The sequence below is a fragment of the Streptomyces tsukubensis genome (assembly GCF_003932715.1).
Lineage (GTDB): Bacteria > Actinomycetota > Actinomycetes > Streptomycetales > Streptomycetaceae > Streptomyces > Streptomyces tsukubensis.
In genome coordinates, this window is the sequence record NZ_CP020700.1 from 5902013 (window position 1) to 5926510 (window position 24498).

Consider the following 24498-nt stretch of genomic DNA (forward strand, 5'->3'; position numbering starts at 1 on the left):
GGCCCGCCGCCGCGTTAGCCTGGAGCGTCAGACTCCAGCAGTGTCATCAGCGACATCATCGGCAACAGAGGGGCAGCGGCTTCCCGTGCGCATCGCCAGGTTCTCCATCGACGGCCACGTGGCCTTCGGCGCGGTCGAGGGCGAGGCCCCCGACGGGCTCGTCCTCGACATCATCAAGGGCGTTCCGTTCGCGGACTTCGAACTGTCCGGCACCAAGGTCCCCCTGGACAAGGTCCGGCTGCTGCCGCCGGTGCTCCCCAGCAAGGTGGTGGCCTTCGGGCGCAACTACGCGGCGCACGCGGCGGAGCTGGGCAACGAGCCCCCCGCCGAGCCCTTCGCCTTCATCAAGCCGTCCACCTCGGTGATCGGCCCCGGCGACGCCATCGCCTATCCCTCCTTCTCGGCGGAAGTCCACTACGAGGCCGAGCTGGCCGTGGTGATCGGCCGGATGTGCCGGGACGTGCCGCGCGACCGGGTCAAGGACGTCGTCCTCGGCTTCACCTGCGCCAACGACGTCACCGCGCGTGACGTCCAGCTCCGGGAGAAGCAGTGGGCCCGGGCCAAGGGCTTCGACGGCGCCTGCCCCCTCGGCCCCTGGGTGGAGACGGACATCGACCCCGCCGCCGCGGGCGACCTGACCATCCAGTGCACGGTCAACGGCGAACAGCGCCAGCTCGGCTCCACCAGCGAGATGATCCACCCGGTCGAGGACCTGATCGTCAACATCTCCGAGGCCATGACGCTGCTGCCCGGCGATGTGATCCTCACGGGCACCCCGGCCGGAGTCGGACCGCTCAACGTCGGCGACGAGGTCGCCGTCACCATCCAAGGCATCGGCACTCTCACCAACAAGGTGATCAAGCGTGGCTAACGCGAACGTCCGCGTACGTTTCTGTCCCTCGCCGACCGGCAACCCCCATGTGGGCCTGGTCCGCACCGCCCTCTTCAACTGGGCCTTCGCCCGCCACCACGGCGGCACCATGGTCTTCCGCATCGAGGACACCGACGCGGCCCGGGACTCGGAGGAGTCGTACCAGCAGCTGCTCGACTCGATGCGCTGGCTGGGCCTGGACTGGGACGAGGGCCCCGAGATCGGCGGCCCCCACGCTCCGTACCGCCAGTCGCAGCGGATGGACCTCTACGCGGACGTCGCCCGCAGGCTGCTGGAGGCCGGACACGCCTACCACTGCTACTGCACCACCGAGGAGCTGGACGCGCGCCGCGAGGCCGCCCGCGCCGAGGGCCGCCCCTCCGGCTACGACGGCCACTGCCGCGATCTGACCGCGGAGCAGAAGGCCGCCTACGAGGCCGAGGGCCGTGCGGCCATCGTCCGCTTCCGGATGCCCGACGAGCCGATCACCTTCACCGACCTGGTCCGCGGCGAGCTGACCTTCACCCCGGAGAACGTGCCCGACTACGGCATCGTCCGGGCCAACGGCGCCCCGCTGTACACCCTGGTCAATCCGGTCGACGACGCCCTGATGGAGATCACCCACGTACTGCGCGGCGAGGACCTGCTCTCCTCCACCCCGCGGCAGATCGCGCTCTACAAGGCGCTGATCGAACTGGGCACGGCCAAGGAGATCCCCGCTTTCGGGCATCTGCCGTACGTCATGGGCGAGGGCAACAAGAAGCTCTCCAAGCGGGACCCCCAGGCCTCCCTCAACCTCTACCGCGAGCGCGGCTTCCTCCCCGAGGGCCTGCTGAACTATCTGTCGCTGCTCGGCTGGTCCTTCTCCGCCGACCAGGACGTGTTCTCCGTCGCCGAGCTGGTGGAGAAGTTCGACATCGCGGACGTCAACGCCAACCCGGCCCGCTTCGACCTCAAGAAGGCCGAGGCCATCAACGCCGACCACATCCGCCGCCTGGACGTGAAGGCCTTCGCCGAGGCCTGCGAGCCCTGGCTGACCGCCCCGTACGCCAACTGGGAGCCGGAGCGGTTCGACCGGGCCGCCTGGGAGGCGATCGCCCCGTACGCCCAGACCCGGCTCACCGTCCTCTCGGACATCACCGCCAACGTCGACTTCCTCTTCCGCGACGAGCCCGTCGACGACGAGGCCTCGTGGGCGAAGGCGATGAAGCCGGGCGCGGCCGAGCTGCTGGTCACCGCGCGCGAGAAGCTCGCCGCGGCCGACTGGAGCAGCCCCGACGCGCTCAAGGAGGCCGTCCTGGCCGCCGGCGAGGCCCACGGCCTCAAGCTCGGCAAGGCCCAGGCCCCGGTCCGGGTCGCGGTCACCGGCCGCACGGTCGGACTGCCGCTCTTCGAATCCCTCCAGATCCTGGGCACCGACCGGACCCTGGCCCGGATCGACGCGGCCCTGGCCAAGCTGGCGGCCCAGCCCGCCGCATAGTCTGCGGGCATGACGATTCGCGCGGTCCTCTGGGACATCGACGACACGATCTTCGACTATCGCGGCGCCGATATCGCGGGAATGCGCGAGCATCTGCACGCCGAGGGCCTGCTCGACGGAGAAACCTCCGTGGAGCAGGCCCTCGGCCGTTGGCAGCGGGCCACCGCCCTGCACTGGGCGCGCTTCGCGGCGGGCGAGGTCGACTTCCCCGGGCAGCGCCGCGACCGGGTCCGTACCTTCACCGGTCTCGGACTGGACGACGCCGAGGCCGACGCCTGGTTCGGCCGCTACATCACCCACTACGAGGCCGCCTGGTCGCTCTTCCCGGACACCGTGCCCGCCCTCGACAGCCTGGCCGGCTACCGGCACGCGGTCCTGTCGAACTCCGCCTCCGAGGTGCAGGAGCACAAACTGCGGACACTGGGGGTACGGGACCGCTTCGAGGCCATGGTCTGCGCGGCCGACCTGGGCATCTCCAAACCCGCTGCCGAGGCCTTCCACGCCGCCTGCGAGGCCGTGGGGCTGGCACCGTACGAGGTGGCGTACGTGGGGGACGAACCCGATATCGACGCCCGCGGGGCCGTCGAGGCGGGCCTGCGGGGAATCTGGCTGGACCGCACCGGCCGCGGCGGACGGCCGGAGCTGGTCAGGATCACCGGTCTCGGCCAGTTGCCCGGCCTGTTGGCGGGGGATACCCGTTTTGGAGCGCCGTCCACCTTCGGGTAATGTTCTTCCTGCGCCGCCCGAGAGGGCCGAAAGGCCCGGCAGGAAGGCGCAAGCCGAGCAGATCCCCCGCAGGGGGGTTGCGCTCCGGTGGCCTATGGTGTAATTGGCAGCACGACTGATTCTGGTTCAGTTAGTCTAGGTTCGAGTCCTGGTAGGCCAGCTCGCAGAGCTTATCTGCAAAGCCCCCGTTGTGTAGCGGCCTAGCACGCTGCCCTCTCAAGGCAGTAGCGCCGGTTCGAATCCGGTCGGGGGTACAGATCCTTCCCGCGTACGCATCATCGGGTAGCTCCCGGTGCGCACGATGCAGGATCGCTAGGGCCCCCGTTGTGTAGCGGCCTAGCACGCCGCCCTCTCAAGGCGGTAGCGCCGGTTCGAATCCGGTCGGGGGTACTGGTCTAAACCACCATGGGCTATGGTGTAATTGGCAGCACGAGTGATTCTGGTTCATTTAGTCTAGGTTCGAGTCCTGGTAGCCCAGCACGGTCCCATGGACCTCAGATTTGCCCCCGTTGTGTAGCGGCCTAGCACGCCGCCCTCTCAAGGCGGTAGCGCCGGTTCGAATCCGGTCGGGGGTACAAGAGGAGCAGGCCCTCCGCGTCAGCGCGGAGGGCCTGCTCCTTTTCCGTGCCCCCCGCGTGCTGTCGACGGGGGAGATACGAACTCCCCGCCCCGGCCACCGGATCGCGACGGCGGGCGACCGGGGGCGGGGCGGGGAGACGGAAACGAGAAAGGGCAGGGAAGGGCGGGAGGGCCGGCTCAGCCGTTGCGGCGCAGCGCCTCGCTCAGCCGGGCCGCCGCGTCGATCACGGCCTGGGCGTGCATCCGCCCCGGGTGCCTGGTGAGCCGTTCGATCGGTCCGGAGACCGAGACGGCGGCGACCACACGGTTGGACGGGCCGCGCACGGGCGCGGAGACCGAGGCCACCCCCGGCTCCCGTTCGCCGATGGACTGGGCCCAGCCCCGGCGCCGGACGCCGGACAGGGCGGTCGCGGTGAAACGGGCGCCCTGAAGGCCCCGGTGCAGCCGCTCGGGCTCCTCCCAGGCCATCAGGATCTGCGCCGACGATCCGGCCTTCATGGTGAGCGTGGAACCGACCGGCACGGTGTCCCGCAGTCCGGACAGCCGCTCCGCGGCCGCCACACAGATCCGCATATCGCCCTGGCGCCGGTAGAGCTGGGCGCTTTCGCCGGTCACGTCCCGCAGATGCGTGAGCACCGGTCCCGCCGTCGCCAGCAGCCGGTCCTCGCCCGCCGCGGCGGAGAGCTCGGACAGCCGCGGACCGAGGATGAACCGGCCCTGCATGTCCCTCGCCACCATCCGGTGGTGTTCCAGTGCCACGGCCAGTCGGTGAGCCGTGGGCCGGGCGAGCCCGGTGGCCGCGACCAGCCCGGCGAGGGTGGCCGGACCGGACTCCAGTGCGCTCAGAACCAGAGCCGCCTTGTCGAGAACGCCGACGCCGCTAGAGTTGTCCATGAAACGATATTCGCGTCTCACACTGTGAAACGCAAGTTCAATTTTCCGGAGAACCCGACAGTCTGTAGGGGCGGGCCGGGGAGCACCGGGCCCGCACCCGAATATCCAGTAGGCCGGCACCGTGGCCGGGCGGAGGTAAAGCGATGGGTAGGACACTGGCGGAGAAGGTCTGGGACGACCATGTCGTCCGGCGCGCCGAAGGTGAGCCCGACCTGCTCTACATTGATTTGCACCTGCTGCACGAGGTGACCAGCCCCCAGGCCTTCGACGGCCTCCGGATGAGCGGCCGCACCGTGCGCAGGCTGGACCTCACCATCGCCACCGAGGACCACAACACCCCCACCCTCGACATCGACAAGCCGATCGCCGACCCGGTCTCGCGCGCCCAGCTGGAGACGCTGCGCCGCAACTGCGCCGAATTCGGGGTACGGCTCCACCCGCTCGGCGATATCGAGCAGGGCGTCGTCCATGTGGTGGGACCGCAGCTGGGACTGACCCAGCCCGGCACCACGGTGGTCTGCGGCGACTCGCACACCTCCACCCACGGCGCCTTCGGCGCGCTGGCCTTCGGTATCGGCACCTCTCAGGTGGAGCATGTGCTGGCCACCCAGACCCTGCCGCTGGCCCGCCCCAAGACCATGGCGATCACCGTCGAGGGCGAGCTGCCCGACGGTGTCACCGCCAAGGACCTGATCCTGGCGATCATCGCGAAGATCGGCACCGGCGGCGGCCAGGGCTATGTCCTGGAGTACCGCGGCTCCGCCATCGAGAAGCTCTCGATGGAAGCCCGGATGACCATCTGCAACATGTCCATCGAGGCGGGCGCCCGGGCCGGCATGATCGCCCCCGACCGCACCACCTTCGACTACCTCCAGGGCCGCCCGCACGCCCCCGAGGGCGCCGACTGGGACGCGGCGGTCGCCTACTGGGAGACCCTGCGCACCGACGACGACGCGGTCTTCGACGCCGAGGTCGTCATCGACGCCGCCGCGCTCTCCCCGTTCGTCACCTGGGGCACCAACCCCGGCCAGGGCGCCCCGCTCTCCGCCGCGGTCCCCGACCCGGCTTCGTACGAGGACGCTTCGGAGCGACTGGCCGCCGAAAAGGCCCTGGAGTACATGGGGTTGAGCGCCGGACAGGCGCTGCGCGACATCCATGTGGACACCGTCTTCGTAGGCTCCTGCACCAACGGGCGGATCGAGGACCTGCGCTCCGCCGCCGCCGTCCTCGACGGCCGCAAGGTCGCCGACGGGGTCCGGATGCTGGTCGTCCCCGGCTCGGTCCGGGTCGCCCTCCAGGCCGTCGAAGAGGGCCTGGACAAGGTCTTCACCGCCGCGGGCGCCGAATGGCGGCACGCGGGCTGTTCGATGTGCCTCGGCATGAACCCCGACCAACTGGCGCCGGGCGAGCGCTCCGCGTCCACGTCCAACCGCAACTTCGAGGGCAGGCAGGGCAAGGGCGGCCGCACCCATCTGGTGTCGCCGCAGGTCGCAGCCGCCACCGCGGTGGTGGGCACACTGGCCTCCCCGGCCGACCTGTCCGATATCGACGCCGCCCGTACGCCCGCTGGAGTCTGATCACCATGGAAGCTTTCACCACCCACACCGGCCGGGCCGTCCCGCTGCGCCGCAGCAATGTCGACACCGACCAGATCATCCCGGCCCACTGGCTGAAGAAGGTCACCCGCGACGGCTTCGAGGACGGGCTCTTCGAGGCCTGGCGCAAGGACTCCGAGTTCGTGCTCAACCGCCCGGAGCGGCAGGGGGCGACCGTCCTGGTCGCCGGCCCCGACTTCGGCACCGGCTCCTCGCGTGAGCACGCCGTCTGGGCGCTCCAGAACTACGGCTTCAAGGCCGTGATCTCGGCCCGCTTCGCCGATATCTTCCGCGGAAACTCGCTGAAGAACGGCCTGCTGACCGTGGTCCTGCCGCAGGAGACCGTCGACGCCCTGTGGCAGCTGACGGAGAGCGACCCCACCGCCGAGGTCACCGTCGACCTGGAGGCGCGCGAGGTCCGGGCCGCCGGGCTGACCGCCCCGTTCGAGCTCGACGAGAACGCCCGCTGGCGGCTGCTGAACGGGCTGGACGACATCAGCCTCACCCTTCAGAACGAAGCGGACATCGCGGCCTACGAGGCCTCCAGGCCCGCCTACAAACCCAGCACTGTTCAGGTCTGATCGGGTCTGATCAGGGCTTATCCTCGACTGCGCCCCCCACCGTCCGGTGGGGGGCGCAGTCGTCTGTTGAGGGCCCGCCGGGCGACAACTCGCCCCAGATGGCACAATCGGTGCATGGAACGCGACAATCAACTCGACCTGTACGGGGTCGTCGCGGCCCGGTTGAAGGAAGCGCACACCGTAGTGCGCACACTGCAAGTCCCGGAGGGCGCAAGGACGGCGCTCTCCCGGAAGCTGCTGGTCATCACGGCTGCGGCGAAGCACGATCTCCCGGACGCGGCACGGCGTCTGGACCGCTTGATGCGGGACATCGACGAGGGTCGAATCCCCGGCGGCGACTGACATCCCGGCTCGCGAAGGAGCGGCATGCGGAGACAAGAGCGGTCGATTTCATTGCGGCACTAGGGTGATTAGCCCGTTTCGTGTTTGATTTGCGGTATATATCTGCCTAACGTGCGAAAAAGCCTGGACAGATTCGGTCCGGCAATGTCTCCGAAGGGGAAGACGTGAACAAGGCGCAGCTCGTAGAAGCGATTGCCGACAAGCTCGGCGGCCGCCAGCAGGCCGCCGATGCGGTCGACGCGGTGCTTGACGCGATCGTCCGCGCGGTCGTCGGCGGAGACCGGGTCTCGGTCACCGGCTTCGGTTCGTTCGAGAAGGTCGAACGCCCGGCCCGCTATGCCCGCAACCCTCAGACGGGTGAGCGGGTCAGGGTCAAGAAGACCTCCGTCCCGCGCTTCCGCGCAGGCCAGGGCTTCAAGGACCTGGTCAGCGGGGCCAAGAAGCTGCCGCGCGGCGGCGAGGTCTCCGTCAAGAAGGCCCCCAAGGGCAGCCTCTCGGGCGGCGCTTCCACCCGGACGACGGCCAAGGCCGCGGCCAAGAAGGCCACCGCCAAGAAGGCCGCCGCGAAGAAGACCGTGGCGAAGAAGGCGGCACCCGCCAAGAAGGCGGCGGTGAAGAAGACCGCGGCCAAGAAGGCGACGACCACCAAGAAGGCCGCGGCGAAGAAGACCACGGCCAAGAAGGCCGCCCCCGCCAAGAAGGCGACCGCCAAGAAGACCGCTCCGGCGAAGAAGGCGACCGCCAAGAAGGCCCCGGCCAAGAAGACGACGGCGCGTACGACCGCCGCCAAGAAGACCACCGCGCGCAAGCGGTAGGTCGGCCGGCCCAGGCCGCCACCGGTAAGCGGCACCCGCCGCACAGGCCACTCACGCGCCGGGCCGGGCTCCTCTGGGGGAGCCCGGCCCGCGGCGTGTCCGGAGTCCCCCGTACGGGCGTTCCCGCAGGGACGGGATCCACACGGCCCGGCGGCGCTGCTTTTCCCGGACCCGGCCTAGAACGTCTGGAGCGTCACCAGGGTGATCCGCAGCCCGGCGCCCCGGCCCTCGGTCTCGATGCGGACCCGCTGACCGGGCCGCAGCAGCCGCAGCCCGCCCGCGTCGAAGGCGGCGGCGTCGAACTCCACCGGCGTGCCGTCGTCCAGCAGCACACTGCCGCGGCGGGTGTCGGGGTCGTATGTGTACGAGGTCGCCTGCATACCCGCAGCCTAACCCTCCACCCGCAGGCGGACCCGGGCCAGTCCGGCCGTCGTATGCGGCCCCACGCCCAGGCGCAGCGCGGCCGCCAGATCATCGGGCGTATCGACGTCGCGGCGGACCGAATCCACGTCCCGCAGCCGGAGCTCCACCGCCCCCGACGCGGTGTGCCGGCGGCGCGACGCACCCCCGAACGCGGGCCGCAGCCCGGCGCCCGGCGCGGCCGTCAGCAGGGTCGTCCCGATATCCGCGGCATCCGGCAGGAAAGAGCGCGGGAAACGGGCCGCACGCTCCAGGACCCGGGCCAGTTCCCCGGGCCGCAGCGCCGGAAGATCCGCGTTCAGCGTGGCCACCGCCGCGTCCGGGCGCCGCAGCCGTACCGAATGCGCCCCGTGCGCCAGCGCCGCATTGAGGCCCGCACCCGGCGGATCGGACAGGATCCGGGCCCCCAGCGCCGCCAGCTCGGCCCCGGCGACCTGATCGTCCGTGACAACGACCACATCCCGTACGGCCGGACAGTCCAGCGCCGCGGTCACCGTGTCCTGGGCGAAGGCGAGCACCACCTCGGGCCGTACGGCCGCGGCGACGGCACCGGCGAGGCGGCTCTTGGCCACGGCAAGGGGTTTGAGGGGGATCACCAGGGACCAGTGGGCCCGTGCATCGCTGTCCAGGGCGGCGCTCCGTCCGTGTGTCATCGGACCCCATTGTCGCCCGGCCCCGGCGCACGGCGGGGCGCGCCCCGGTGACCGGGGCGTACGGTGTGCTCGACAGACCGGAGGGCCGGGGCGACACTTGATCCCCGCCACCGGGCGGCAGCCCGGTGACCGGCGAGTCCGTCCGGGGCTCGTACGCGTCCGCAGAAGAAAGGGTGTCCGCGTGTCCCGCCGAAAAATCGGCTTCTGGTACCGCCTGGCGGCGGTCATCGCCAAACCGCCGCTACTGGTTCTGTTCAAGCGGGACTGGCGCGGCGCGGAACACATTCCGGCCGACGGCGGATTCATCACCGCGGTCAATCACAACTCGTATCTCGACCCCCTTTCGTATGCGCACTTCCAGTACAACACCGGACGCGTCCCGCGCTTTCTCGCAAAGGCCCCGCTGTTCTCCACGCCGTTCGTCGGGATGATGCTCCGCGGCACCGGGCAGATCCCCGTCTACCGCGAGAGCACCAATGCCCTCGACGCCTACCGGTCCGCCGTGGACGCCATCGAACGGGGCGACTGCGTCGCCTTCTACCCCGAAGGCACCATCACCCGTGACCCCGGGACCTGGCCCATGGCGGGAAAGACCGGCGCCGCCCGGATCGCCCTGGAGACCAAGGTGCCCGTCATCCCGGTCGCCCAGTGGGGCGCGAACCTGGCGATGCCGCCGTACGCCCGGGAGAACAAGGTCCGGCTCTTCCCCCGTAAAACCCTGATCGTGCAGGCCGGGCCGCCCGTCGACCTGAGCAGGTTCTACGATCGGGAACCGACGCCCGAGGTGCTGCGCGAGGCCACGGAGGCCATCATGAGCGCCATCACCGGCCTCCTGGAGGAGGTCCGCGGCGAGAAGGCACCGGACCGGCCGTGGGACCACGGCAAGGCCCGGGAAGAACAGCGGCGCAAGGCCGCAGGGGAAGGAAAGCAGTGACAGACTCGGCCCACCACGCCGACCGGCCCGTCAAGGCAGCCGTCTTCGGAACCGGCTCCTGGGGCACCGCCTTCGGCACGGTCCTCGCGGACGCGGGCTGCGAGGTCACCCTCTGGGGGCGGCGCCCCGAACTGGCCGAGGCCGTCAACACCACCCGTACCAACCCTGACTATCTGCCCGGAATCGAACTCCCCGCCGGGCTGCGGGCCACCACCGACCCCGCCGAGGCACTGGACGGCGCCGACTTCACGGTGCTCGCCGTGCCCTCGCAGACCCTGCGCGCCAATCTCGCCGCCTGGACGCCCCTGCTGCCCGCCGACACGGTGCTGGTCTCCCTGATGAAGGGCGTCGAACTGGGCACCACCAAACGGATGAGTCAGGTGGTCGAAGAGGTCGCCGGGGTGCCCGCGGAGCGGGTCGCCGTGGTCACCGGACCCAACCTCGCCCGGGAGATCGCCCAGCGGCTGCCCGCCGCCGCGGTCGTCGCCTGCCGGGACGAGGAGGTGGCACGGCGCCTCCAGTCCGCCTGCCACACCCAGTACTTCCGCCCGTACACCAACACCGACGTCGTGGGCTGCGAACTCGGCGGCGCGGTGAAGAACGTCATCGGTCTCGCGGTCGGCATCGCCGACGGCATGGGCCTCGGGGACAACGCCAAGGGCTCCCTCATCACCCGCGGTCTCGCCGAAACCACCCGCCTCGGGCTCGCGATGGGCGCCGACCCGCTGACGTTCTCCGGACTCGCCGGACTCGGCGACCTGGTGGCCACCTGCTCGTCCCCGCTCTCGCGCAACCACACCTTCGGGCTCAACCTCGGCAAGGGCATGACGCTGGAGCAGACCATCGCGGTCACCAAGCAGACCGCGGAGGGCGTCAAGTCCTGCGAATCGGTGCTGGACCTGGCCCGCCGCCACGGCGTCGACATGCCCATCACCGAGACCGTCGTCGGCATCGTCCACGACGGCAAGCCCCCGGCGGTCGCCCTCAAGGAACTGATGTCGCGCAGCGCCAAACCCGAACGCCGCTGACCCGCCTGCGGCGCGGTGGAGTGTCCCGGGGGCGGCGCCCCCGGGACCCCGCCCGACCACCGCGGCGCAGCCGGTACCGCGAGCAGCGCCCCGTACCTTCCACCCACCCCGGCGGAGCCGCCCTGGCGGATGACGGTTCGCACGGTAGTCTCAGGGCGATATGAGCACCGAGAACCTCCCCCAGACCCCCGATCCGCAGGGCCGTAAGCCGCGGGTCGCCGTCGTCTTCGGCGGGCGCAGCTCCGAGCACGGGATCTCCACGGTCACCGCCGGCGCCGTACTCCGCGCCATCGACCGGACGAAGTACGACGTCATCCCCGTCGGCATCACGCTCGACGGACGCTGGGTGCTGACCGCGGACGAGCCCGACCGGATGGCCATCACCGACCGGCGCACCCCGAACGTGGCCGAACTGGCCGACGGGGCCTCCGGGGCCGTGGTGCTCTCCGCCGAACCCGGCAACCGCGAGCTCGTCTACAGCGAGCCCGGCGCCGTCCCCAAGGCCCTCGGCGAGGTCGACGTCGTCTTCCCGGTGCTGCACGGCGCCTACGGCGAGGACGGCACCCTCCAGGGCCTGCTGGAGCTGGCGGGAGTACCGTACGTCGGCTCCGGCGTCCTCGCCTCGGCCGTCGGCCAGGACAAGGAGTACATGAAGCGGATCCTCGTCTCCTACGGGCTGCCCGTCGGACCGTACGAGGTCATCCGCCCCCGCGACTGGGAGCGCGACCCGGGCGCCGCCCGCAAGCGGCTCCTCGGCTTCGCCGACGAGCACGGCTGGCCGCTGTTCGTGAAGCCCGCCCGGGCCGGTTCGTCCATCGGCATCACCAAGGTCGAGTCCGCCGAAGGACTCGACGCCGCGATCGAAGCGGCCCGCCGCCACGACCCGAAGATCATCGTCGAGGCGATGGTCCGCGGCCGTGAGATCGAATGCGGGGTGCTGGAGTTCGAGGACGGGCCGCGGGCCAGCGTCCCCGCCGAGATCCTGGTCGACCAGGACGGGCAGTTCTACGACTTCGACGCCAAGTACATCGACTCCGCCGACGGCATCGTCCCCGCCCGGCTCACCGAGGAGGAGACCGCCGAGGTCCGCCGGCTCGCCGTCGAGGCCTTCGAGGCGACGAGCTGCGAGGGCCTGGTCCGCGCCGACTTCTTCCTGACCACCGACGGCCGGTTCGTCATCAACGAGATCAACACCATGCCCGGTTTCACCCCGATCTCCATGTACCCGCGGATGTGGCAGGAGACCGGGGTCGGCTACCCCGAACTGGTCGACCGGCTCATCGCAGCTGCGCTGCGCCGCACCACCGGCCTGCGCTGACCCGGACCGCCCGCCCCGCGCGGGCGGCCGTCACGGCAGTTCGAGCGTGGCCGGCACGGTCTCCTTCACCGCGCCGGCCAACTGGGCGAGCGGGGTGGCGTCGTTCGCGTACCGCCCGTCCATCGACACCTCGACGTACGTCTCGCGGTACGTCGTCGTGAAGCGCGTACCGTCCCCGGTCCGCTCCAGCATCCAGTTGACCCCGTCGGCCTCCACCGCCTGGGCCGCGGGATCACTCATCCCCGCGGGCCGGGGGACGCCGCAGCGCAGTACGATCGCGGCGTCGCCCCAGCCCGCGGTCAGCTTCGACGCGGGTTCGGGGTCGGAGCGGTCCTGTCCGCCGACCGCCTCCGGAAGCTGCCCGTCCAGTGCCTCGCAGAGCGCCGACTCCCCCTCCGGAGGGCGGGGGACGGCGACCTCGGCCCGGTCCGCGGAGCATGCGGTGACGGCGAGCAGCACGGCCGCGGACAGGGCGAGACGCAGGGACGGCGCCGCGGAGCGGAAGCGGGGACGGCCGTGGGAGCGGAAGCGGGACCGGCGGGCGGAAGTCACCGGCCAAGCGTAGACGGGGGCTACAGGTGGACGACCGGGCAGGTGAGTGTGCGGGTGATGCCTTCCACCTGCTGGACCTTGGCGACCACCAGACGGCCCAGCTCGTCCACCGTGTCCGCCTGGGCCCGCACGATCACGTCATAGGGGCCGGTGACGTCCTCGGCCTGCATCACTCCCGGGATCTTGCCGATGGTCTCGGCGACGGCCGACGCCTTGCCGACCTCGGTCTGAATCAGGATGTACGCCTGTACCACGGAACCTCCAGGGCGGCCCTGGGTGTGCTTCCCCGGTCAACGGTGCCCTCGGCGCCGCCGGCGACTCGGGTGGGGAAACCCCAGGGGGGAGAAAGAGACGCCACGGTATCGCGTCGCCACGGGCGACGGGGAGACCCGCGCGCCGGGAGGCGTCCGTAGTGTGGCGTGCGTCGAGCGCACGTTGACGCGTCCCTTGACGGTACCGAGCCCCCCGGCGCCCCGCGACCGGGCCGGTCCGGCCGCGGAACGGCGCGTCCCGCGGCGGCGCGCGGCGAACGGCACCACAGCACGACAGCCCGGCCGGGTGGTCCGGCGGGACGACGGAGAGGTGAGACTCGGGTGAAGGGCACTGTGGGCGAGTTGGGAGAGTTCGGCCTGATCAAAGAGCTCACCTCCCGGCTCACCTCGACCCCCGCGGTCCGGATCGGACCCGGTGACGACGCGGCCGTGGTCGCCGCGCCCGACCGCAGGGTGGTGGCGAGTACCGACATCCTGCTGGAGGGCCGGCACTTCCGCCGGGACTGGTCGACCGCGTACGACGTGGGCCGCAAGGCCGCCGCGCAGAATCTGGCCGACATCGCCGCCATGGGCGCCGTCCCCACCTCCCTCCTCCTCGGTCTGGTCGTCCCCGCCGATCTCCCCGTCACCTGGGCGACCGAGCTGATGGACGGCATTCGCGACGAATGCCAGGTCGCCGGGGCCGCGGTGGTCGGCGGTGACGTCGTACGCGGAGAGGTGATCACCCTCGCCATCACCGCGCTCGGAGATCTCCGCGGCCACGAGCCCGTCACCCGCGGCGGGGCCAGGCCCGGTGACGTCGTTGCCTACACCGGCTGGCTGGGCTGGTCCGCCGCGGGTCACGCGGTGCTCTCCCGCGGCTTCCGCTCACCCCGCGCCTTCGTCGAGGCGCACCGGCGGCCCGAGCCGCCCTACCACGCGGGCCCGGCGGCCGCCGGGCTCGGCGCCACCGCGATGTGCGACGTCAGCGACGGTCTGATCGCCGACCTCGGCCATATCGCGGAGGCCAGCAAGGTCCGGATCGACCTGCGCTCCGGCGCCATCGACATCCCCAGCCAGATGCACGACATCGGGCAGGCCGTCGGCGTCGACCCGGTCCAGTGGGTGCTCACCGGGGGAGAGGACCACGCGATCGTCGCCACTTTCCCGCCCGACGCCAAACTCCCTGCCCGCTGGAAGACCATCGGGGAGGTCCTCAACCCCTCGGGCGCCCCCCAGGTCACCGTCGACGGCATCCCCTGGCACGGCGGCAGCGGCTGGGACCACTTCGGAGACGGATCGTGACCCCGCCCACCCCGCCCGTCGTGCCCATCGAGCTGTGCGCGCCCCGCGCGCCTTTCGTGCCGCCCAGGGTGCTGACCGTCGCCGGATCCGACTCCGGCGGCGGCGCCGGCATCCAAGCCGATCTGAAGACCATGCTCGCCCTCGGAACCCACGGCATGAGCGTCATAGCCGCGGTGACCGCGCAGAACTCCGTCGGTGTCCAGGGCTTCTGGGAGCTGCCCGCCGAAGCGGTACGCGCCCAGTACCGCAGCGTCGTCGACGATATCGGCGTCCAGGCCGTCAAGACCGGCATGCTGGCCTCCGCAGGACTGGTGGAGACCGTCGCCGCACTGCTCGCGACCACCGACGCGCCCGTCGTCGTCGACCCGGTCGGGGTCTCCAAGCACGGGGACTCCCTGCTCGCGGACTCCGCCCTCGATTCCGTACGCCGGACCCTGCTGCCCCTCGCCACCGTCGCCACGCCCAATCTCGACGAGGTCGCCCAGCTGACCGGGGTCGTCGCCGGGGACGAGACGGGGCTGCGGCGGGCCGCCGACGCCGTCCTCGGCTTCGGGCCGCGCTGGGCACTGATCAAAGGCGGGCACCTCGCGGGCGACGCGGTGGACCTGCTCACCGACGGCACCGAAGTGCACTGGTTCCGCGCCCCCCGCCTCGACAACCGGCACACCCACGGCACGGGCTGCACGCTGGCGTCCGCGATCGCCGCGGGCCTGGCCAAGGGCCTCGGGGTGCCGGAGGCGGTGGCGGCGGCCAAGGAGTACGTCACGGGCGCGATCGCGGCGGGCTTCCCGCTGGGCGCCGGGATCGGCCCGGTCCACCACGGCTGGCGCGGGACCGCTCCGCGCTGACCGGCCGGTACGGGGCCCGAGGGGTCCCGTACCTCCGGCACCGTCCCGGAGTGGTACCGGCACCACGGCAAAAAGACCAGGCGGCCCACCTCGAAAGGTGGGCCGCCTGGTCAGGCAACCGGGGGGCTGCGCTAGCGACGGGGCGTCCGCTGTTAGCGCGAGACCTTGCCGGCCTTGATGCACGAGGTGCAGACGTTGAGCCGCTTCGGCGTCCGACCGACCACGGCACGCACGCGCTGGATGTTCGGGTTCCAGCGACGGGACGTACGGCGGTGCGAGTGGGAGATGTTGTTGCCGAAGCCCGGCCCCTTGCCGCAGACGTCGCAGTTGGCAGCCACGGGTCACTCCAAAGACTTCAGATGCACGTACAGTGAATTCCGGCGAGCCGGAAATCAGAAGCTGACTCGGTGGCTTTGCCGGGGGATGGTCGCCCGATGTTCATCAGGCAACCGGAGCAGCATACAACGGCTCCGCCCTTTCAACGAAACTACCATGCCTCCCCCGCTGCCGGACCGGCTCCCCGCGGGGACGGCGGGCCCGGGGGCTACCCTGCGGTGCGACCGCCCCCACGCCCGTACCGAGGAGGATCCCCAGGTGCCGCAGAAACTCGACGCCGCAGCGGTACGGGTCTGGTGCGCGGGGGCCCTGGAGGCGCTGGGCCGGGAGCGCGAGGAGATCGACGCGATCAACGTCTATCCGGTCGCGGACGGTGACACCGGCACCAATCTGTATCTGACCGCCGAATCCGCGGCCACGGCCGTGGAGGCGGTGTTCGCGGCCCACGAGTCCGGCCCCGGCCGGTTCGGCGCCGCCGGGGAGCCCGAGACGTCCGCGGTGATCCGGGCGATGGCGCACGGGGCCCTGCTGGGCGCCCGCGGGAACTCCGGCACCATCCTCGCCCAGCTGCTGCGCGGTATCGCGGAGCGCGTTGCGGAGGGCGGCGGCGTCGCCGAGGCCCTGGACCGGGCGGCCGTCCTGGCCCGGGAGGCCGTGGCGCACCCGGTGGAGGGCACCGTCCTGACCGTCGCGGACGCGGCCGCCGCCGGTGCCCGGGCGGCCGGACCCGGCGACGCGGCCGCCGCCCGCGCCGCCTACGAGGCCGCCCGCGAGGCCCTGGCGGCGACCCCGGACCGGCTCGACGTGCTGGCGCGCGCCGGGGTCGTCGACGCCGGGGGCATGGGGCTCCTGGCGGTGCTGCGGGCCCTGGTCGCCGCGGTCACCGGCGAGACGCCCACCGCACCCGCCCGCGGCCCCGTTCATGGTCACGTTCACGGCCCGGTGTCCGCTCCCGCCGGAGCGTGCGACCTCGAAGGCCCCGCCTTCGAGGTGATCTATCTCCTGGAGGCAGACGATCCGGCGGTCGCCGTACTGCGGGCCCGGCTGGACGCCCTGGGGGAGTCCCTGGTGGTCGTCGGCGGCGACGGCCTGTGGAACGTCCACGTCCACGTCGACGACGCGGGCGCCGCCGTGGAGGCGGGAGTGGAAGCGGGCCGCCCGCACCGGATCCGGATCACCCATCTCGCCGGGGCCACCGCGCCCGTACCCGAGCAGGTCCAGCGGGCGGTCGTGGTGGTCGTGCCCGGGGAGGGGCTCGCCGGGCTGTGCGCGCAGGCGGGCGCCGTGACCGTGCTGGCCCGCCCCGGGGAACCGCCCGCCAGCGGCGAACTCGTGGACGCGATCCGCCGCGCCCACGCCCGCGAGGTCGTCCTCCTGCCGAACTCCGCGGAGCTGCGGCACACCGCCGCGGCCGCCGCCGAACAGGCCCGTACCGAAGGCGTACGGGTCGCCCTGGTCCCCACCCGCGCCGCCGTCCAGGGCATCGCCGCCCTCGCGGTCCACGAGCCCGCGCGCCGCTTCGACGAGGACGTCGTCGCCATGACCGCGGCGGCCGGGGCCACCCGTTACGCGGAGCTGGCGGTCGCCGAACACCGCTCGTGGACCACTGCGGGCGTCTGCCAGGCCGGTGATGTCCTGGGGCTGATCGACGGCGATGTCGCCGTCATCGGTACGGACCTCACCGCCACCGCCGTCGCGGTCCTGGACCGGATGCTGGCCGCGGGCGGCGAACTGGTGACCCTGGTCCTCTCCGCCGACCTGCCCGACGGCCCCGGGACCGCCGCACGGCTGGAGCGGCATGTGCGGGATGCGCATCTGGCGGTGGACACGGTCGTGTACGAGAGCGGTCACGGCGCGAGCCCGCTGCTCATCGGGGTGGAGTGACACCCTGGGGGAGGGGCGGCGGCCCCGATTGTCGGTGGCGTGGTGTGCAATGGATGCCGTGTCCGTCCTGAGTGAACCCCTCAAGAAGACGCTCGGCCCCGCCACCGCGAAGGTGCTCGGCGAGCAGCTCGGTCTGCACACCGTCGGGGATCTGCTGCACCACTATCCGCGGCGGTACGAGGAGCGGGGCCAGCTGACCCGGCTCTCCGAGCTGCCGCTCGACGAGGACGTCACGGTGGTCGCCCAGGTCGCCGACTCCCGCGTCCACACCTTCAACGGCGGCCGCGGCAAGCGCCTGGAGCTGACGATCACCGACGGCAGCGGCCGGCTCCAGCTCGTGTTCTTCGGCCGCGGCGTGCACAAACCCCAGTCCGAACTGCCGCCCGGCAGCCGCGCCATGTTCGCCGGGAAGGTGTCGGTCTTCAACCGCAAGCTCCAGCTCGCCCATCCCACCTACGCCAAACTGGGCGCGGACGGCACCGAGGCGGCCGAGGGGGCCGACTCCTCCGCCGTCGAGTCCTGGGCGGGCGCCCTCATCCCGATCTACCCCGCCTGCAAGGGCATGGAGTCCTGGAAGATCGCCAAGGCGGTGGACGCGGTGCTGCCGAGGGCCGGAGAGGCCGTCGACCCGCTGCCCCCCGCGCTCCGCGAGGGCCGGGGCTTCGTCCCGCTGCCGGAGGCCCTGCTCAAGGTCCACCGGCCGCAGACCAAGGCCGATATCGAGGACGCCCGCGCCCGGCTCAAATGGGACGAGGCCTTCGTCCTCCAGGTCGCCCTCGCCAGACGGCGGTACGCGGACGCCCAACTCCCCGCGGTCGCCCGCCGGCCCGCGCCGGACGGACTGCTCACCGCCTTCGACGCCCGGCTCCCGTTCACCCTCACCGAGGGCCAGCAGAAGGTCACCGCCGAGATCTTCGGTGATCTGGCCACCGAACACCCCATGCACCGGCTGCTCCAGGGCGAGGTCGGCTCCGGCAAGACCCTGGTCGCCCTGCGGGCGATGCTCGCCGTCGTCGACGCGGGCGGCCAGGCCGCGATGCTCGCCCCCACCGAGGTACTGGCCCAGCAGCACCACCGTTCCATCGTGGAGATGATGGGCGACCTGGCCGAAGGCGGCATGCTGGGCGGCGTCGAACACGCCACCAAGATCGTGCTCCTCACCGGCTCGATGGGCGTACCGGCGCGGCGGCAGGCCCTGCTGGACCTGGTCACCGGCGATGCGGGCATCGTCATCGGCACCCACGCCCTGATCGAGGACAAGGTCCGGTTCCACGACCTCGGTCTGGTCGTCGTCGACGAACAGCACCGCTTCGGGGTGGAGCAGCGGGACGCGCTGCGCTCCAAGGGGCAGCAGCCGCCGCATCTGCTGGTGATGACGGCCACCCCCATCCCGCGGACGGTCGCCATGACGGTCTTCGGTGATCTGGAGACCTCCGTCCTCGACCAGCTCCCGGCCGGGCGCTCCCCGATCGCCAGCCATGTGGTGCCCGCCCAGGACAAACCGCATTTCCTCGCCCGGGCCTGGGAGCGGGTCCGGGAGGAGGCAGGCAAGGGACACCAGGCGTACGTGGTGTGCCCGCGGATCGGGGACGAGGCCGACGAGAAGCCGTCGAAGAAGCAGTCGGGCCCGGAGGCGGGGCCCGCCGAGGGCGCCGACGGCAAACGGCCCCCGCTGGCCGTCCTCGACGTCGCCGCCGACCTCGCCGCGGGCCCGCTGGCGGGGCTCCGGGTCGAGGTGCTGCACGGCAGGATGCCCCCGGACGACAAGGACGACGTCATGCGCCGCTTCGCCGCGGGCGAGGTCGACGTCCTGGTCGCGACGACCGTGATCGAAGTCGGGGTGAACGTCCCCAACGCCACCGCGATGGTGATCATGGACGCGGACCGGTTCGGCGTCTCCCAGCTGCACCAGCTGCGCGGCCGGGTCGGCCGGGGCTCGGCCCCCGGGCTCTGTCTCCTGGTCACCGAGGCACCCGAGGCGAGCCCGGCCCGATCCCGGCTCGCCGCCGTCGCCGCCACCCTCGACGGCTTCGAGCTGTCCCGTATCGACCTCGAACAGCGCCGTGAGGGCGATGTCCTCGGACAGGCGCAGTCGGGCGTCCGCTCCTCCCTGCGGATGCTCGCCGTCATCGACGACGAGGAGATCATCGCGGCGGCCCGCGAGGAGGCCGTCGCCGTCGTCACCGCCGACCCCGGTCTGGACGCCCTCCCCGAACTGCGCATCGCACTGGACGCCCTGCTGGACGAGGAGCGCGAGCAGTATCTGGACAAGGGCTGAACCGTCTCCGCCGTACCCTGCCGGATTCGCGTACCGCTCCGGCCACCGCTGTGCCCTCCAGGCGCCGCGCCCCTGGGTCCGGTGGCCCGGGTGGGGGTTCCCCCGGCGAAGCCCGGGCACATGGACACGCGCCTGGGCCCGGCGCCCCGGGCGTCCGTCCTCCGCCTGGCGATCCACGGCACCGGACTTTCCCCCCCCCCGTGCCCAAGGGCGTGGGTGGGGGTGCCGCCGGGTGAAGCCCCAGGGCCGCCGCTCGCTGATCCGGCCTGGTCCACGAGAGACTCCCCGTGTCGCGCCCGCAGAGTCCCGCCGATGAGGCGTGGGCCCGGCACACGGACGCTCCCCCTGGGCCCCTTCGGGCACGGGGCCACTCCCACCGGGCGGTAGCCCTTGTCGGCACTTCCCGGGTGCTCCCCGCAGCTCTCCGGGCGCAGGGGCGCAAGGCATCTCCGGCCCGCGGGGTCCGCGGCTCGGCGGACGGCGCGAGGTACTCCGGCACGCCCCGACAGGGCGCCCGCCGCCCGGCCGCGCGGATCCCGGTGGGGAGCTGAGAGACTGATCACGGCGGCCGGTTCCCGCAAACCGCGGCCTCCGACCCGCCCCGCTCCGACCCGCCCCGCCTTTCCCACCGACTCCGAGGACCGAGATGACCCGCGTGATCGCCGGCACCGCCGGCGGACGCCGCCTCGCCGTTCCCCCAGGCACCGGCACCCGCCCCACGTCCGACCGGGCTCGCGAAGGACTCTTCTCCACCTGGCAGGCCCTGCTGGGCACGGTGGAGGGCATCCGGGTCGCCGATCTCTACGCGGGCTCCGGGGCGGTCGGCCTGGAGGCGCTCTCCCGTGGCGCCGCCCACGCACTGCTGGTGGAAGCCGACGCCCGGGCCGCCCGGGTGATCCGGGAGAACGTCCGCGCCCTCGGGCTGCCCGGAGCGGAGGTCCGTACCGGCAGGGCCGAACAGATCGTCGCCGGACCGGCCCCTACCGCCCCCTACGATGCCGTTTTCCTCGACCCCCCGTACGCCGTCGTCGACGATGATCTACGGGAGATCCTCCTCACACTCGCCGCCCAGGGGTGGCTGACCGAGGACGCGCTCGTCACCGTGGAACGGAGCACCAGGGGCGGAACCTTCCGCTGGCCGGCCGGCTTCGAGCCGCTGCGGTCCCGTCGTTACGGCGAGGGAACGTTTTGGTACGGTCGCGCCGCCTCTGTCTGCGACGAGGCATCCACGTGCGAAGACGCTTCATGACCGGACCGGAGAGCGAGGGACTTCCAGTGCGCCGCGCAGTCTGTCCGGGGTCGTTCGACCCCATCACCAACGGCCACCTCGACATCATCGCCCGGGCCTCCAAGCTGTACGACGTCGTCCACGTCGCGGTGATGATCAACAAGTCCAAGAAGGGCCTGTTCACCGTCGAGGAGCGGATGGACCTGATCCGCCGGGTGACCGGCGAGTACGGGAACGTGGTCGTCGAGTCCCACCACGGCCTGCTGGTCGACTTCTGCAAGGAGCGGGACATCCCCGCCATCGTGAAGGGCCTGCGGGCCGTCAGCGACTTCGACTACGAACTGCAGATGGCCCAGATGAACAACGGCCTGTCGGGCGTCGAAACCCTGTTCGTCCCCACCAACCCCACCTACAGCTTCCTCTCCTCCAGCCTGGTCAAGGAGGTCGCGGCCTGGGGCGGCGACGTCTCCCATCTGCTCCCCCCGCCGGTCCACGAAGCGCTCCGCCGCCGCCTCGCCGAGAAGTGACGGCGAGCCGCGGCCCGCGGCCCGTACAGTCGTCTGCGCCAGTCAGTCAGTCGGCTGCGCCAGTCCCGACAGCGCGCGACGACGCGTGCGGAAAGCGGCGGACCACGGTGGACGTGCAGAAGAAGCTCGACGAGATCACGGCAGCCGTGACCGGCGCCCGGGCCCTGCCCATGTCGGCGTCGTGCGTCGTCAACCGGGCCGAGCTGCTGGCCCTGCTCGACGAGGCGAGGGCCGCGCTGCCGGGCTCCATCGACCGGGCCCGGGAGCTGATCGGCGAGCGGGAGCGGACGGTCGCCAGAGCCCGTGAAGAGGCCCGGCAGATCCTCCGGGACGCCCACACCGAACGCGGCGAACTGCTCTCCGGCAGCCGGGTCGCCCTCGACGCGCGGGCGGAGGCCGAGCGCATCCTCGATGAGGCACGCAGGGCCGCCGAGGAGATCCGCGCCGAGGCCGACGACTACGTCGACGCCAAGCTGGCCAACTTCGAGGTCGTCCTCACCCGCACCATCGGCTCCGTCGGCCTCGGCCGCGAACGGCTGGCCGCCGGGGCCCCGGACGGTCCGCAGGACGGCGGCCCGCTGCCGCCCGGCGGGGCCGGGGCCTACGCGGACGCCACCCTCGGCGCCTTCGAGGAGGTGCTCACCCGGACCCTCGACGCGGTGGGACGAGGCCGGACCACCCTCCAGGGCCGGACGGCCGGAGACGCCCCGGGGGAGCGGTTCCCGCTCAGTGACCCGGCGGCCTCGGCGGCCTCGGCGGCCTGGGCCGACCCGGCGGACCCGGCCCCCGAGCGGGCCACCAGTGACGCCGAGTATCTGGCCGGTCTGGCGGAACCGGCCGGACCGTCGGCGGGATCCGCCGTACCGGAGCCCTTCGGACCGGGGTACGGGGCGGCGCCCGCGATCCCGGCACAGCAGCCGGCCCCGTACGGAGCGCCCGCCCGCCCCCTGGACACGGTCCGGGTCCCGCCCCCGCCCTCGTACGAGCCCGCGCACCGGCCCCGGCCGGAAGAAACGTATAAAATTCATGAAACGGGCGAATCCTATGGCCCGGGAGGCCGCTGAGGGCGGTCGCCCCGGCGGAACGGTCCCGACCCCGGGGGCCGGATTGGGCCGACGGCGCCCGGTCCAGTATCCTGGTTCTTCGGTCGCGCCTCGTTCGCGATCCCGGCTGCCCGCTTCCCCCCTCGCTGGGGACGTCAGCCCCATCCCCCGAAGCATCAGCCCGGTGCATCGGCACGACGTGAAAGCAGGAACAGCCCTGAACGCCCGCCTCGACCACCGCAACCCCCTCGTGTTCGACACGCACGAGCTGGGCCGGCGTCCCGGCGCGCTCCAGCGGCTCTCCCGCACCGTGTCGGCGCCGAAGGACCTGGGCATCGAGGAGGTCGTCGGAGTTCCCGAGGGCGACTCCGTCGAGCTGGAGCTCCGTCTGGAGTCGGTCATGGAAGGGGTGCTTGTCACAGGCACCGCCCGTGCGTCGGCCGAGGGGGAGTGCGTAAGGTGTCTGGAGCCGCTGCGCCTCGATGTCGCTGCGGACTTCCAGGAGATGTTCACGTACCCCGACACCGATGACCGGATCCGCGGCGCCGCCGCGGCGCCCGGCGACGATGCCGAGGACGAGAACGTCGTCTTCCTCAAGGACGGCCTGTTCGACCTTGAGCCCGTGCTGCGTGATGCGGTGGTGCTCGCACTGCCGATGCAGCCGGTGTGCCGGGAGGACTGTGCCGGACTCTGCCCTCAGTGCGGAATCCGGCTCGACGACGACCCGGACCACCACCACGATGCCACCGACATTCGTTGGGCGGCACTGCAAGGACTCGCCGGCACCATGAGGGACGGCGAGAAGGACAACATGGGCGGCGCCGACGCCGGCGTCGACGAGAAGCAGGAGAAGTAGCCGTGGCTGTTCCGAAGCGGAAGATGTCGCGCAGCAACACGCGCCACCGCCGGTCGCAGTGGAAGGCTGCGGTCCCCACCCTGGTTTCGTGTGAGCGTTGCCAGGAGCCCAAGCAGCAGCACATCGCGTGCCCGAGCTGCGGCACCTACAACAAGCGCCAGGTCCTCGCGGTCTGAGCGGCTGGTGAGAGGCCTGATGTCAGAGCTGTCCAACGCCGGTGACGGAAAGCCGGCGGACAACGCCGACGCAGTCAACGCAGCCTCGTCCCACACGCTTCTGGAAGGGCGGCTCGGCTATCAGGTCGAGTCCGCCCTTCTGGTGCGTGCGCTGACCCACCGCTCGTACGCGTACGAGAACGGGGGGCTGCCCACCAATGAGCGCCTGGAGTTCCTCGGGGACTCCGTCCTCGGCCTGGTGGTCACCGACACCCTTTACCGCAGCCACCCCGATCTGCCCGAGGGGCAGCTCGCCAAGCTGCGGGCCGCGGTCGTCAACTCCCGGGCACTGGCCGGGGTGGGCCGCGGGCTCGACCTGGGCTCCTTCATCCGGCTCGGCCGGGGTGAAGAGGGCACGGGCGGCCGGGACAAGGCGTCCATCCTCGCCGACACCCTCGAAGCGGTGATCGGCGCGGTCTATCTGGACCGGGGACTCGACGCGGCGTCCGAGCTGGTGCACCGGCTCTTCGACCCGCTGATCGAGAAGTCGTCCAACCTGGGCGCGGGACTCGACTGGAAGACCAGTCTCCAGGAGCTGACCGCCGCCGAGGGACTCGGGGTCCCGGAGTACCTCGTCACCGAGACGGGTCCGGACCACGAGAAGACCTTCACTGCTGCTGCCCGCGTCGGTGGTGTCTCGTACGGCACCGGTACCGGCCGCAGCAAGAAGGAAGCGGAGCAGCAGGCCGCCGAGTCGGCCTGGCGGGAGATCCGCGCCGCTGCCGACGCACGGGCGGCCGCCGAATCCGGTAAGTCTCCGGAAGCGGAAGCCGCCGACGGCCCTGCTGAGAGTGATGGGAGCGGGGCGGACGACGGCCAGGAATCGGCCCGAGCCTGATCCCCGGCCGCTCCCGTAGCGACGCACGGCACGTCGAGCCCCCGTCCGGCCCGGTCCGGACGGGGGCTCGATGCTGCTCACCGCCCGTTCGGAGGTACCCT

26 protein-coding genes and 5 tRNA genes are annotated in these 24498 nt (G+C 71.9%); 25 read left to right on the plus strand and 6 right to left on the minus strand.

Annotation, left to right across the window (positions count from 1 at the left end; all coding sequences use genetic code 11):
* Nucleotides 1-85 precede the first annotated feature (85 nt).
* The 8 genes from B7R87_RS24535 to B7R87_RS24570 all read left to right on the plus strand — a co-directional run bounded on the left by B7R87_RS24535 (nucleotide 86) and on the right by B7R87_RS24570 (nucleotide 3652).
* Nucleotides 86-871, plus strand: a complete 786-nt coding sequence (locus B7R87_RS24535) for a fumarylacetoacetate hydrolase family protein (protein WP_006346348.1) — start codon at nucleotides 86-88, stop codon at nucleotides 869-871.
* Nucleotides 864-2351, plus strand: coding sequence for a glutamate--tRNA ligase (gene gltX, locus B7R87_RS24540; protein ID WP_040913980.1), 1488 nt, complete (start codon nucleotides 864-866; stop codon nucleotides 2349-2351). Before B7R87_RS24535 ends, gltX begins: the two co-directional genes overlap by 8 nt.
* Before the next feature lie 9 nt (nucleotides 2352-2360).
* Nucleotides 2361-3077, plus strand: a complete 717-nt coding sequence (locus B7R87_RS24545) for an HAD family hydrolase (RefSeq protein ID WP_006346346.1) — start codon at nucleotides 2361-2363, stop codon at nucleotides 3075-3077.
* Between the two features lie 88 nt (nucleotides 3078-3165).
* Nucleotides 3166-3237: transfer RNA gene (locus tag B7R87_RS24550), tRNA-Gln, on the plus strand.
* A 21-nt stretch (nucleotides 3238-3258) separates the two neighbouring features.
* Nucleotides 3259-3331 (plus strand) — tRNA-Glu (locus B7R87_RS24555).
* Nucleotides 3332-3394: 63 nt separating this feature from the next.
* Nucleotides 3395-3467: transfer RNA gene (locus tag B7R87_RS24560), tRNA-Glu, on the plus strand.
* 16 nt (nucleotides 3468-3483) lie between these two features.
* A tRNA-Gln gene (locus tag B7R87_RS24565) sits at nucleotides 3484-3555 on the plus strand.
* Between the two features lie 24 nt (nucleotides 3556-3579).
* Nucleotides 3580-3652: transfer RNA gene (locus B7R87_RS24570), tRNA-Glu, on the plus strand.
* Nucleotides 3653-3833: 181 nt separating this feature from the next.
* Here the strand turns inward: B7R87_RS24570 and ndgR are convergent.
* Entirely contained in the window at nucleotides 3834-4550 is a 717-nt protein-coding gene (ndgR, locus tag B7R87_RS24575) for an IclR family transcriptional regulator NdgR (protein WP_006346345.1), read from the minus strand.
* A 143-nt stretch (nucleotides 4551-4693) separates the two neighbouring features.
* Between ndgR and leuC the strand changes: the two genes are divergently transcribed.
* The 4 genes from leuC to B7R87_RS24595 all read left to right on the plus strand — a co-directional run bounded on the left by leuC (nucleotide 4694) and on the right by B7R87_RS24595 (nucleotide 7883).
* Nucleotides 4694-6127 carry a 3-isopropylmalate dehydratase large subunit gene (gene leuC / locus B7R87_RS24580; protein WP_006346344.1) on the plus strand — a complete coding sequence of 478 codons (1434 nt, stop codon included), beginning with the start codon at nucleotides 4694-4696 and terminating at the stop codon, nucleotides 6125-6127.
* A 5-nt stretch (nucleotides 6128-6132) separates the two neighbouring features.
* Nucleotides 6133-6726 (plus strand): 3-isopropylmalate dehydratase small subunit, encoded by a 594-nt coding sequence (gene leuD, locus B7R87_RS24585; protein WP_006346343.1) that lies wholly within the window; start codon nucleotides 6133-6135, stop codon nucleotides 6724-6726.
* A gap of 114 nt (nucleotides 6727-6840) precedes the next feature.
* Nucleotides 6841-7068: an SCO5555 family protein gene (locus B7R87_RS24590; protein ID WP_006346342.1), complete on the plus strand. Its 228-nt coding sequence runs from the start codon at nucleotides 6841-6843 to the stop codon at nucleotides 7066-7068.
* A gap of 164 nt (nucleotides 7069-7232) precedes the next feature.
* Nucleotides 7233-7883 carry an HU family DNA-binding protein gene (locus tag B7R87_RS24595; RefSeq protein WP_006346341.1) on the plus strand — a complete coding sequence of 217 codons (651 nt, stop codon included), beginning with the start codon at nucleotides 7233-7235 and terminating at the stop codon, nucleotides 7881-7883.
* A 176-nt stretch (nucleotides 7884-8059) separates the two neighbouring features.
* Here B7R87_RS24595 and B7R87_RS24600 read toward each other — a convergent pair whose 3' ends face one another.
* Together B7R87_RS24600 and cofC are read right to left on the minus strand one after the other, a co-directional pair.
* Entirely contained in the window at nucleotides 8060-8263 is a 204-nt protein-coding gene (locus tag B7R87_RS24600; protein WP_006346340.1) for a hypothetical protein, read from the minus strand.
* Between the two features lie 9 nt (nucleotides 8264-8272).
* Nucleotides 8273-8956: a 2-phospho-L-lactate guanylyltransferase gene (gene cofC / locus B7R87_RS24605; protein ID WP_006346339.1), complete on the minus strand. Its 684-nt coding sequence runs from the start codon at nucleotides 8954-8956 to the stop codon at nucleotides 8273-8275.
* Nucleotides 8957-9137: 181 nt separating this feature from the next.
* Between cofC and B7R87_RS24610 the strand changes: the two genes are divergently transcribed.
* The 3 genes from B7R87_RS24610 to B7R87_RS24620 all read left to right on the plus strand — a co-directional run bounded on the left by B7R87_RS24610 (nucleotide 9138) and on the right by B7R87_RS24620 (nucleotide 12236).
* Nucleotides 9138-9890 (plus strand): lysophospholipid acyltransferase family protein, encoded by a 753-nt coding sequence (locus B7R87_RS24610; protein WP_006346338.1) that lies wholly within the window; start codon nucleotides 9138-9140, stop codon nucleotides 9888-9890.
* Nucleotides 9887-10918, plus strand: coding sequence for an NAD(P)H-dependent glycerol-3-phosphate dehydrogenase (locus B7R87_RS24615; RefSeq protein WP_006346337.1), 1032 nt, complete (start codon nucleotides 9887-9889; stop codon nucleotides 10916-10918). Before B7R87_RS24610 ends, B7R87_RS24615 begins: the two co-directional genes overlap by 4 nt.
* Before the next feature lie 160 nt (nucleotides 10919-11078).
* Nucleotides 11079-12236: a D-alanine--D-alanine ligase family protein gene (locus B7R87_RS24620; protein ID WP_006346336.1), complete on the plus strand. Its 1158-nt coding sequence runs from the start codon at nucleotides 11079-11081 to the stop codon at nucleotides 12234-12236.
* Between the two features lie 30 nt (nucleotides 12237-12266).
* Here B7R87_RS24620 and B7R87_RS24625 read toward each other — a convergent pair whose 3' ends face one another.
* Nucleotides 12267-12788, minus strand: coding sequence for a DUF3515 domain-containing protein (locus tag B7R87_RS24625; protein WP_006346335.1), 522 nt, complete (start codon nucleotides 12786-12788; stop codon nucleotides 12267-12269).
* Nucleotides 12789-12808: 20 nt separating this feature from the next.
* Nucleotides 12809-13042, minus strand: a complete 234-nt coding sequence (locus tag B7R87_RS24630; protein ID WP_006346334.1) for an Lrp/AsnC family transcriptional regulator — start codon at nucleotides 13040-13042, stop codon at nucleotides 12809-12811.
* 339 nt (nucleotides 13043-13381) lie between these two features.
* On the opposite strand from B7R87_RS24630, the gene B7R87_RS24635 reads away from it, so the two are divergent.
* Entirely contained in the window at nucleotides 13382-14344 is a 963-nt protein-coding gene (locus tag B7R87_RS24635) for a thiamine-phosphate kinase (protein WP_006346333.1), read from the plus strand.
* 32 nt (nucleotides 14345-14376) lie between these two features.
* On the plus strand, nucleotides 14377-15192 hold the full coding sequence (gene thiD / locus B7R87_RS24640; RefSeq protein WP_040913971.1) for a bifunctional hydroxymethylpyrimidine kinase/phosphomethylpyrimidine kinase: 816 nt from the start codon (nucleotides 14377-14379) through the stop codon (nucleotides 15190-15192).
* 152 nt (nucleotides 15193-15344) lie between these two features.
* Here thiD and rpmB read toward each other — a convergent pair whose 3' ends face one another.
* Nucleotides 15345-15530 carry a 50S ribosomal protein L28 gene (rpmB, locus tag B7R87_RS24645; protein ID WP_003957616.1) on the minus strand — a complete coding sequence of 62 codons (186 nt, stop codon included), beginning with the start codon at nucleotides 15528-15530 and terminating at the stop codon, nucleotides 15345-15347.
* 256 nt (nucleotides 15531-15786) lie between these two features.
* Between rpmB and B7R87_RS24650 the strand changes: the two genes are divergently transcribed.
* The 8 genes from B7R87_RS24650 (at nucleotide 15787) to rnc (ending at nucleotide 24397) form a co-directional block, all read left to right on the plus strand.
* Complete coding sequence (locus tag B7R87_RS24650) at nucleotides 15787-17412, plus strand: DAK2 domain-containing protein (RefSeq protein ID WP_233169084.1); 1626 nt, start codon at nucleotides 15787-15789, stop codon at nucleotides 17410-17412.
* A gap of 49 nt (nucleotides 17413-17461) precedes the next feature.
* Nucleotides 17462-19690, plus strand: coding sequence for an ATP-dependent DNA helicase RecG (gene recG, locus B7R87_RS24655; protein WP_006346329.1), 2229 nt, complete (start codon nucleotides 17462-17464; stop codon nucleotides 19688-19690).
* A 646-nt stretch (nucleotides 19691-20336) separates the two neighbouring features.
* Nucleotides 20337-20939 (plus strand): 16S rRNA (guanine(966)-N(2))-methyltransferase RsmD, encoded by a 603-nt coding sequence (gene rsmD / locus B7R87_RS24660; RefSeq protein WP_006346328.1) that lies wholly within the window; start codon nucleotides 20337-20339, stop codon nucleotides 20937-20939.
* Nucleotides 20940-20965: 26 nt separating this feature from the next.
* Nucleotides 20966-21445, plus strand: coding sequence for a pantetheine-phosphate adenylyltransferase (gene coaD, locus B7R87_RS24665; RefSeq protein WP_006346327.1), 480 nt, complete (start codon nucleotides 20966-20968; stop codon nucleotides 21443-21445).
* A 107-nt stretch (nucleotides 21446-21552) separates the two neighbouring features.
* Nucleotides 21553-22509 (plus strand): ATP synthase F0 subunit B, encoded by a 957-nt coding sequence (locus B7R87_RS24670; RefSeq protein ID WP_130585188.1) that lies wholly within the window; start codon nucleotides 21553-21555, stop codon nucleotides 22507-22509.
* Between the two features lie 178 nt (nucleotides 22510-22687).
* Nucleotides 22688-23344, plus strand: a complete 657-nt coding sequence (locus tag B7R87_RS24675) for a YceD family protein (RefSeq protein WP_045852844.1) — start codon at nucleotides 22688-22690, stop codon at nucleotides 23342-23344.
* 2 nt (nucleotides 23345-23346) lie between these two features.
* Nucleotides 23347-23520 (plus strand): 50S ribosomal protein L32, encoded by a 174-nt coding sequence (rpmF, locus tag B7R87_RS24680; RefSeq protein WP_003957604.1) that lies wholly within the window; start codon nucleotides 23347-23349, stop codon nucleotides 23518-23520.
* Between the two features lie 19 nt (nucleotides 23521-23539).
* Entirely contained in the window at nucleotides 23540-24397 is an 858-nt protein-coding gene (gene rnc / locus B7R87_RS24685; RefSeq protein ID WP_006346323.1) for a ribonuclease III, read from the plus strand.
* Nucleotides 24398-24498 lie beyond the last annotated feature (101 nt).